Annotated in this window: 6 protein-coding genes and 2 pseudogenes; 4 read left to right on the top strand and 4 right to left on the bottom strand. The window is 38.1% G+C overall.

The window, feature by feature from the left end:
- Nucleotides 1-370: 370 nt before the first annotated feature.
- A complete protein-coding gene (gene cdaA / locus SAGCYANO_RS04330) occupies nt 371-1,333 on the top strand; it encodes a diadenylate cyclase CdaA (protein ID WP_202218951.1) in 963 nt (320 codons plus the stop codon).
- Nucleotides 1,330-2,075: pseudogene (locus SAGCYANO_RS04325) on the top strand (isoprenyl transferase). The gene cdaA and the pseudogene SAGCYANO_RS04325 overlap by 4 nt, the downstream one beginning before the upstream one ends.
- A 306-nt stretch (nt 2,076-2,381) precedes the next feature.
- Here SAGCYANO_RS04325 and SAGCYANO_RS04320 read toward each other — a convergent pair.
- From SAGCYANO_RS04320 to SAGCYANO_RS04310, 4 genes are all read right to left on the bottom strand, one after another.
- Entirely contained in the window at nt 2,382-2,654 is a 273-nt protein-coding gene (locus SAGCYANO_RS04320; RefSeq protein ID WP_202218950.1) for a DUF3143 domain-containing protein, read from the bottom strand.
- A 206-nt stretch (nt 2,655-2,860) separates the two neighbouring features.
- Complete coding sequence (locus SAGCYANO_RS44030; RefSeq protein ID WP_237395762.1) at nt 2,861-3,154, bottom strand: hypothetical protein; 294 nt, start codon at nt 3,152-3,154, stop codon at nt 2,861-2,863.
- A complete protein-coding gene (locus tag SAGCYANO_RS44025) occupies nt 3,123-3,332 on the bottom strand; it encodes a J domain-containing protein (RefSeq protein WP_237395760.1) in 210 nt (69 codons plus the stop codon). Before SAGCYANO_RS44025 ends, SAGCYANO_RS44030 begins: the two co-directional genes overlap by 32 nt.
- A gap of 103 nt (nt 3,333-3,435) precedes the next feature.
- Nucleotides 3,436-3,663, bottom strand: a complete 228-nt coding sequence (locus SAGCYANO_RS04310) for a hypothetical protein (protein ID WP_202218949.1) — start codon at nt 3,661-3,663, stop codon at nt 3,436-3,438.
- A gap of 1,631 nt (nt 3,664-5,294) precedes the next feature.
- Here SAGCYANO_RS04310 and lepA point away from each other — a divergent pair.
- Nucleotides 5,295-7,100, top strand: a complete 1,806-nt coding sequence (gene lepA, locus SAGCYANO_RS04300) for a translation elongation factor 4 (protein ID WP_202218947.1) — start codon at nt 5,295-5,297, stop codon at nt 7,098-7,100.
- Nucleotides 7,101-9,273: 2,173 nt separating this feature from the next.
- Nucleotides 9,274-9,705: pseudogene (locus SAGCYANO_RS44020) on the top strand (GDP-mannose 4,6-dehydratase); the annotation flags it as partial.
- Nucleotides 9,706-9,783 lie beyond the last annotated feature (78 nt).

Raw genomic sequence — 9,783 nt, 5'->3', positions numbered from 1 at the left:
ATGCGGCACTGGTGCTATCTCAGTATGGGGGAATTAATCAATTTAATAGGGTAGGGTGTACCCGAATTTACGCTTGTGGACTGGAAGAGGGCGACCTCCCAGGTTGAAGCAAGAAGCAAACATCACCCACCCCCATCCCTCCTGGGAGGGAGCTAGAGGGTGGGTCAGGTTTGACCAAATTTTGCCGGAATTGTATAGGTATTGTACAGCAGTATAACATCTATCATATTCCACAAAGCTACTAATACAAAAAATGTCCAATGAACAGAGGATGTCAAGCAAGAGAACAAACGCTCCTTGCTACTGATGACACCAATGTTAAATAAAAAAACACATCAAAAGTTGCCGTTAGATTAATAATTAAAGTTCAATGAAATCGGGTCTTAGTAATGACCCAGGCTTAGTCCAGCTCTTGGTTGTACAAAGTACCAATAATGACTCAGACTTGATCCAGTCCTTGGTGGTACACAGTATCGATATCGGACTTGTTCTAGCCTTGATATATATGGTGCTTGTCATCATAGGGGAACGTCGCACATTATGGATGGTAAGAGGGTTTATAGTCTTAATGTTGGCTTCGGCTTTAAGTCAATGGGCTGAATTAAGACTTTTAAGTTTTGCCCTCAACAGCTTAGTTATAGGCTCTGCTGTTTCAATGGCAGTAATATTACAATCAGAATTCCGTCGGTTTCTTGAGCAGTTGGGACAGGGAGAAATTCTGCAAATGTTTGGACATAATAGCAGAGTTTTACCTGAATCAGATAGCATTATTGATGAAATAGTAGAATCAATCAAACAACTGTCTCAAAATCGTATAGGCGCTTTGTTAATCATAGAGACAGAAGGGCCTATAGATGAGAGGGATTTTTCTGTACCAGGGGTAAAGTTAAATGCTGAACTTTCTAAGGAACTATTACAAACCATATTTCAGCCAAAAACTTTATTGCACGATGGCGCAGTCCTAATTCGAGAACATAAAATTATATCGGCTGGTGTGATTCTACCACTGTCTGAGAGAATAGCTTCCAGGCAATTAGGGACTCGTCATCGAGCTGCTATGGGAATTACAGAACAAGTAGAAAAGTGCATCTGCGTAGTGGTGTCTGAAGAAACAGGTTCTATTTCTCTGGCCGAAAAAGGGACTTTAAATCGACCCTTAACTAGCAATAAACTTAAGGAATTATTAGAACAACGCCTATTTCTATCAGGTAGTGAAAAAAATACAAAACCATTCACTCTAGTTAATCTTGGACTTAAAATGGGATCTAAAGGATCGAGATTAATGTCATGGATGCTTCGTCAAAGTCCATCAGCTCCTCGAAAGAAAAGATGAATCAAGGAACTTGCTTACAAGATTTACCTGTTGACCTCGAACCAGAAAAGTTGCCTCGTCATGTAGCTGTGATTATGGATGGCAATGGTCGCTGGGCGGGACACCGTGGTTTACCTAGAATTATGGGTCATAGGCGTGGGGTGGAAGCGCTGAAAGCTCTACTAAGGTGTAGTCGAGATTGGGGTATAGAAGCATTGACTGCTTACGCATTCTCTAGTGAAAATTGGGGCAGGCCACTAGAGGAAGTTAATTTTTTGATGACTTTATTTGAAAAAATTTTACGTCAAGAACTAAAGGAGATGGTGGCAGAAGATGTTCAAATTAGATTTGTTGGTAATCTAAGTTCTTTACCTCTATCTTTACAAGCTGAGATTAAGCATTCTATGGAAATGACTCAGCAAAATCAGGGGATTAAGTTTACTGTAGCTACTAATTATGGAGGACGTCAGGAAATTGTACACGCTTGTCAGGCGATCGCTTCTCAGGTACAAAAAGGCTTACTAAAGCCAGAGGAAATTAATGAAGGGTTATTTGAGCAATATCTTTATACTGCTGGAATTTCTCATCCTGATTTGTTAATTCGTACCAGTGGGGAAATGCGAATTAGTAATTTTTATTATGGCAAATGGCTTATTCTGAAATTTATGTTACTGAAACATTTTGGCCTGATTTTAACCGTTCTGAATTTCATCGTGCCTTATTTGCTTACCAGAAACGTCAACGTAGGTTTGGTAAGATATGATGTGTAGATATATTTAAGTAATACAGAAAGCTAACCTTTCTGATTCTTTAGTTCAATTTTGTTGGCTGAAGTTATATTAACTAAGGCTAGCTGAATAAAGCTAAAAGTCAGGATAGTTTACGGTAATGGAGCTTTTGATATTCAGTTTATCTCCTACGTTTATGGCTCTTATTTGCATCAATTTACTGAAATTTTCTGCTGAGATTCAAAATTTCTTCACATAAAATTGCCGAAACCGCTGCCTGTCCCCCATCTCCGCGTCCCCGCGTCCTACCCCCACCAAACAATTTTTTCAGCAGACCCTAACTAAGGCCCACAAAATATTGCTTCTTCGAGGTCCTGGCGACTCAAGGAATATTTAAAAGAGCGTTGAATATCATCACCATTAGCACTAGCGTCCACATAGCGGACTGTAAGTTGATCGATATCAAGTGATAATTCTGCTTTCCAAGTAGGTTTTTCTACCCACCAACAATGCAATTTTTCAGAATTTTGTTGGCAACCATTTTCTTGGAGCCATTGCTCAATTTTGGGCAGAGGGTGGTTGTATAAAGGGGTATCTGGTTTGGGAATATCCATCTTTTTTCGTACTTACAAACAAAAATATTTAGATTTAGATTTAGATTTGATAATAATTTTAATAACTTAAAAAGACTTCTCATAATTTAATTGCATTAATTAGTACTATATATATTGACTTTTTCCAGTTATTCTTTCAATAATATCATATAAATTAATCCAATCTTAAATATTTATTTATAGATATGTCCATTGAACCAATAAAGCTATAGCGAATGTTGAATTTCTATAAATTGATTTCCAGGTGGTTCAATAGGTTGGATAGTTAACTCTGGGCGTATGAGCCCAATAGTAATAGCTATCAACAAACAACAAATTAAAGTTACACCAATAATCAATAAAGCAAATAATTCACCAGCAGATAATGGTCTGTCTTGAGGATCTAAGTAACTAGATGAATTTCTATGATAAAAATTAACTCTTTGACTCAAATCATCTACATATAAACGCCTAATTTTTGGTCGTACTCTAATCTTTTTCTGAGTTGACAAGAGTAGCATAAGCTTCATTAATTTGCTGAAATTTTGCCTTAGCGAGCGCCTCCGGCATATCTGTAGTATCTGGATGATAGCGCTTACTTAATTCTCGATATGCTCTTCTAATTTCCTGATTAGATGCTTGGGGATGGAGTCCAAGCAAAGAATAATAATTCACGCCAAAAGGAGTGTATTTTGACATTCTTTAATTTTTGTTGTTTGTAGTTTCCAAACTCAATTAATTGTTGTCAATAACTATATTAACTTCATATCAGCTTTTCAGACAATCTGAAGTAAATAGTATTTTAATCGTTCCATTCCCCTCTTGGTGGGATAGGAGGGTTTCTTTGAAGTGTTAGGGCCAACTCATCTTCTGGAAGTCCTCCTCTTAACCACTGACGAAGGGCACTTTCAATGACCTTACTAGGGTCATTTGTCAAATGTTGAACTTGGTCTAATAATCTAGAATCTATGTTGATAGATAATTCTACTTTTTCTGGCAATTTCGACTGATTAACTTCAGACTCATTCATAGTAAGACAATCTCAAATCTAGAAAAGCTACTGTATATTATCATGTTGACATACTCCACTCTCTGAGGTAAGTGAATTTTCTCCAGCTTACCACCACATACAGAGTATTAATTTCCGTAGGTTATCGGTTGATTGTATTTTCCCTCATGCCTGGGTCTTTCAACAAATCTCACTTTAACAAGTAGTATTTCAAGAATTAACATCCTCCTCCCGTGCCAGGTATTCCTCTTTGCTGTGTACCATTACTATGGTATGCAGAACTACCCTGAAATTAAGTGGGATTAGAGATACAAAAATCTTCAGGATTAAAATATGTTAAGAAATATATAGATAGAGTGACGTTCTCCTACATCAAATCAAAGATTATGATGTAGGCTTCCCAACCTCACGGACGCGGGCTTTCTGTTTTGCTGGCGCAACGCTGCGCGTTACATGTCGCGGAGCGAAACACAGGGAGTACAACCACTTAACCCTCCACAGACACCAGACGATGAGACCCACCGCCTTTTTGTACTAAACAATTCTGTACTCCGAAAAGTTCCCTCAAGAGTTTTACCTTTTCACGGGTTGACGCTTAACTTCGCCAATTGAACCCCATACTCGCTATTCGTTTTCGAGCTTGCTGTTATCAGGTGCGTATTACCGCTACCCCTGATATATGCAGGATAACACAAAGAAGTACACAATGCAAGAAACTAAGTGGACGCTACGCGGTTTATTTGTTGGTCGGCAATTCCCCTCCCGTTAACATTCGTATAACGGGAGACCCCTTGCCGACATCAAAGTTGGATTGTGCCAAGAGTAAAGGTGTTAAGGTAAAAGTAGATGGACATTGTATTTCAAGCATATCTTATAGTTTTGTGCATCAAAGTGATGGTTTTGACACTCCACGGGACTTTAGTCCGTTGATTATTCAGAGAAGCTTTCATTAATGGATAATGGATAATGGATAATTACCTCTCCCTAAAACCGGAACGAAGATTGACGCGGTAAGGAATATTATCAATTTTTTCCCCTTGAAAGGGTCGGCTTTAAACCTGAATTATTTAATTATTTAATTATTTAATTATTTAATTATTAATTAATTCTTCGGTAAATCGAGTTAAAACCACGATTTCCACATTGCTAGGAACGGCCACATTGCCAGTACCGTACCGTAGTAAGCATACAGCAGCAGCTAACTAGGCGGTGCTGATCGCCACTACTCTCTCCGGTCTGCCGACTATTGAGACTACTTTTTTAATTGTTAGTTAATTCACTCGCTAGTCGCGTACAACGTACTGTCTAACGGCTGGAAATAGAGTGCTGGCCAACACCGAACCACGTTTTCCCTTAACTACCATTCAACTGAAGCGTCCATTAGATATCGGGCTTTCACCATGATTCAGAGGTCAATGTGTCTTGAGTTATTAAGTGTAACACATTTTTGATTATGGGTTAAAATCCGTCGCGTTCTTTCCATCCACCGCTTAAAAGACGGTGGTTTTCCACTTACCAAATTTTTATGATGATTAAAGTTTTAATCCCTAACCGTTTGATTTAGTTATACTCAATTTGACTCTAAATTATTAATGTTATCTAAGTTGTAAGACAATAACAAAAATAAGGTATTTCACATTATTAACAAAAGTATGACAAAAGTTCCTGTATCTCACATTCGTAACTTTTCAATTATTGCCCATATAGATCATGGAAAATCAACTTTAGCCGATCGCCTCTTACAAGCAACTGGCACTGTGGAAGACCGTGAGATGAAGGAGCAATTCCTAGACACAATGGACTTAGAAAGGGAGCGTGGTATTACAATCAAGCTGCAAGCTGCTCGAATGAATTATCGTGCTGAAAATGGAGAGGAATATGTATTAAATCTTATAGATACCCCTGGCCATGTGGACTTTTCTTATGAGGTGTCGCGCTCTCTGGCCGCTTGTGAAGGTGCTTTATTAGTAGTAGATGCTTCCCAAGGAGTAGAAGCTCAGACTTTAGCGAATGTCTACTTAGCTTTGGAGCATAACCTAGAAATTATTCCGGTCTTAAATAAAATTGACCTTCCAGGAGCAGAACCAGAGAGAGTAAAACAAGAGATAGAAGAAATAATTGGCCTAGACTGTTCGGGGGCAATTTTAGCATCTGCCAAAGAAGGAATTGGGATTCCGGAAATTCTCGCATCAATTGTTCAATTAGTACCACCACCACAAGATACTATTGATGAAAAGTTACGCGCTCTGATATTTGATAGTTATTATGACCCATATCGAGGGGTAATTGTATATTTCCGGGTCATGGATGGGACTATTGCTAAAGGCGATCGTATCCGACTCATGGCATCGGGAAAAGAATATGAAATAGATGAATTGGGAGTTCTTTCTCCTACTCAAAAACCAGTACAAGAGCTTCACGCAGGAGAGGTAGGTTATTTAGGGGCAGCTATCAAAGCTGTGGAAGATGCGAGGGTGGGAGATACAATTACTCTAGCTAAGAAACAAGCAGAGGCTCCTTTACCTGGTTATACGGAAGCTAAACCTATGGTCTTTTGTGGTTTATTTCCTACTGATGCGGACCAGTTTCCTGATTTACGAGAAGCTCTAGACCGACTCAAACTTAATGATGCAGCTCTATCTTATGAGGCAGAAACATCAAGTGCAATGGGTTTTGGGTTTCGATGTGGTTTTTTAGGGTTGCTGCACATGGAAATTGTCCAGGAAAGGTTGGAGCGAGAATATAATTTAGATTTAATTGTTACTTCTCCATCGGTAGTTTATCAAGTAACTACTAGCAAAGAGGAAGTGATTATGGTGGATAATCCAAATTTATTACCAGACCCTAATTACCGAGAAAAAATTGAAGAACCTTATGTCCAGGTAGAAATGATTACTCCAGAAGAATATGTAGGGACATTAATGGAGTTGGGTCAATCACGACGTGGAATATTTAAGGATATGAAGTATCTGGCTAGGGGTAGGACAACTTTAGTATATGAAATTCCTTTGGCAGAAGTAGTCACAGACTTTTTTGACCAAATGAAATCTCGGTCTCGTGGTTATGCGAGTATGGAATATCATCTTATAGGTTATCGTGAAAATCCTTTGGTGAAGCTAGATATTATGATTAATGCTGAACCAGTGGATGCTTTAGCTGTAATTGTACATAAGGATAAAGCTTATGGAGTAGGTCGTGCTTTGGCAGAAAAGCTGAAAGAATTAATTCCTCGCCATCAATTTAAGGTACCAATTCAAGCATCTATTGGTTCTAAAGTTATTGCTAGTGAACATATTCCTGCTTTACGGAAAGATGTTTTGGCTAAGTGTTATGGCGGAGATATTAGTCGTAAGAAAAAATTACTGCAAAAACAGGCAAAGGGTAAAAAACGAATGAAGTCATTAGGTACAGTTGATGTGCCACAAGAGGCTTTTATGGCAGTTTTGCGATTAGATTAATACTTGAACTAAGCTGTTCATTAATTGATAATGGATAATGGATAATGGATAATTACCTCTCTCTTTTAGCTATGCTTTATAAACATCTTTCTTCACATAAAAATTGACAAAATAGACAAGTTATGTAGAAGTCTTGAAAAGGTTTTTGTAAGAGAAAAAGTGTATTAAAAAGTACATTTTTTTGATAACTTAAGTAGGGTTTGCTGAAAAAGTCTATTAGTTAAGAAAGGGAACACTTAACTGGGAACAGGGAATAGTTTAGAGTATCTGCTACAGCAAAATTTTCTGATCTTCAGGGTGGAGATTTTACCATTTTGAGACGACAATAGCCAAAAACTAGGTACTTTTTCATAACTTAAAAGGCTAAAATCTTTATATCTTAATGCTTTTAGCTTTATTCAGCAAGCCCTAAGTAGTTTTTCCTGTCTACTATGATTCTTTATCCTTTCTCCCCTGCTCCCTGCTCCCCTACTCCCCTGCTTCCCACAAGGTTTTCAGGAGTTCCTTATCAGGGATAGCTCTTTTAGGGAGAGGATTGACCAACGCCGAAAAAATTTATTTTTTTCCCCTTTCAAGGAGAGGCTAATAAAGCTGAATTGTTTAATTATTTAATTATTTAATTAGGGCTTGCTGAATAAATATCAAAGTCTTTACTGGTAAAGATTTCAGATTTTGTAGATACTAAGGGAGTACCAGCTTTTAGGTAATTCCAGTTCAAAAATCTAGGATTTTGGGCAAGATAGAGATAGAAAATTAAGGGAAAATTCTTCTGGCTACCTCTTCTATGATTCTCATTCCTCCTGGATTCTGGATTCTGGATTCTGGCTCCTCCCCGCTACTAAAAGACTTTTGAGCGCAAACCTTAATTAGGGCTTGCTGATTAAATATAAAAGCATTAACGTATAAAGACTTTAGCCTTTTTGGGGCCTTTAAAAAGTGCCTGGTTTTCATATCAAATCCGGTGGGGTTGCACATAGAATCCGACTATATAATATCTGTTTATAATTTCTTAAATTACTCCAATATTAGACATCTCTTCCACCCATAGGGAGTAGGTATGGAGGGGGAAATAATTGATAATTTCTGTACGATAATACGATCATAGATTTTTTATTATTGGAGATGTCTATCTAGGGTTTGCTGAAAAAGTCTTATGGGTGAGGGTAGGAGACAGGAGACAACCCACCCCTCGCCCCTCCCCTCCCTGGAGGGAAGACAACCCACCCTAACCCCTCCCTGGAGGGGAAGACAGCTATACTGGATAAATGGGAACGAGCGAGGAGGTAGGAGAAGAATTGTAAGAATGATTTTTCTGCCCAACTATGTGCCTAAAATACGCTCCTTTTTGAGCGTGAAGAGCTGAAAACCAGGCACTGCAATTCGACCCCGAAAAGGTTAAAACCTTTATCTGTAAATACTTTTAAATTTAATCAGCAAGCCCTATCTAATCTCCCCCACTCCCCTACTCTAAACTATATAGTAAGTATTCAACCGGATTTGATATCAGCTCTTTATGCTCAAAAAGTTAGTATTTTAGGCGCATAGTTAGGCAGAACAATCTTGGGACAATTCTTACCGAATAATTAATAATTAATAATTAATAATTAAATAATTCTGGTTTAAAACCTCCTCTTTTAAGGGGAAAAAAGCGGTCGTTTTGCTGGCGCATAACTACGTTAACGCTACGCGACATATTTGCGTTTGCGCAGCACCCCGTAGGGAAGCATTCCGAAGGAAAAAGCGCAGCTTCCCGAAGGGTAGGATGGATGGGTTTCTTAACCATATCCAATCGACCAAGAGAAGAAATAATATTTCCTTATCTTCAATCAAGAACGGTTTTAACCAGAGGTAATTATCAATTATCCATTGTCCATTATCCATTAATGAATCCTACCTCCTCGCTTATTCCCATTTCTCCAGTATAGCTGTCTCCTACCCCTACTAAAAGACTAGTGAAGCGCAAACCCTAATTATTAATTATTCGGTAAAAATCAAAAATAAAATCAATTCTTATCCATAAATTATCAATTATTTCTCCCTGTTCCCTGTTCCCTCTTTTCTGGAAATGTCTAATATATTTCAGGCGCATACTTTGTTAGTGTATGATGGAGCTTGATGTGATTATTCATTTGTTGAAAATCACAACAAATTAAATTGCTCGGAAGTAGAAGTAATGAAAATATTAGTAACAGGTGGCGCGGGTTTTCTTGGTTCTCATCTCATCGATAGATTAATGGAACAAGGCCATGAAGTCATCTGTCTTGATAATTTTTACACAGGAACTAAGCGCAATATTTTAAGGTGGTTGAATCATCCTTATTTTGAGTTAATTCGCCACGATATTACTGAACCTATTAGATTGGAAGCGGATCAAATTTATCATCTAGCTTGTCCTGCTAGTCCAATACACTATCAATACAACCCTGTCAAGACAATTAAAACGAATGTGATGGGGACATTGAATATGTTGGGGTTAGCTAAAAGGGTAAAGGCAAGGTTCTTTTTGGCTTCTACATCTGAGGTATATGGAGACCCAGATGTACATCCTCAAACGGAGGAATATAGAGGTAATGTTAATTGTATTGGCATTCGCTCGTGTTTTGACCCTAAAACTGAAATTTTAACTGAAGCAGGTTGGGTGGCTTTTCCAGATTTACAACCAGAAGTAAAAGTAGCAACTTTA

Origin of the sequence: Okeania sp. KiyG1 (genome assembly GCF_014132355.1) — a bacterium.
In the GTDB taxonomy this organism is placed as follows: Bacteria; Cyanobacteriota; Cyanobacteriia; order Cyanobacteriales; family Microcoleaceae; genus Okeania.
This window is presented reverse-complemented; position numbering and strand designations above follow the sequence as displayed.

Bases quoted from the DNA above. Each gene is read 5' to 3' on its own strand.
- SAGCYANO_RS04320 (WP_202218950.1), bottom strand. From the start codon at position 2,654: ATGGATATTCCCAAACCAGATACCCCTTTATACAACCACCCTCTGCCC.
- lepA (WP_202218947.1), top strand. From the start codon at position 5,295: ATGACAAAAGTTCCTGTATCTCACATTCGTAACTTTTCAATTATTGCC.
- SAGCYANO_RS04310 (WP_202218949.1), bottom strand. From the start codon at position 3,663: ATGAATGAGTCTGAAGTTAATCAGTCGAAATTGCCAGAAAAAGTAGAA.
- SAGCYANO_RS44025 (WP_237395760.1), bottom strand. From the start codon at position 3,332: ATGTCAAAATACACTCCTTTTGGCGTGAATTATTATTCTTTGCTTGGA.
- cdaA (WP_202218951.1), top strand. From the start codon at position 371: ATGAAATCGGGTCTTAGTAATGACCCAGGCTTAGTCCAGCTCTTGGTT.
- SAGCYANO_RS44030 (WP_237395762.1), bottom strand. From the start codon at position 3,154: ATGCTACTCTTGTCAACTCAGAAAAAGATTAGAGTACGACCAAAAATT.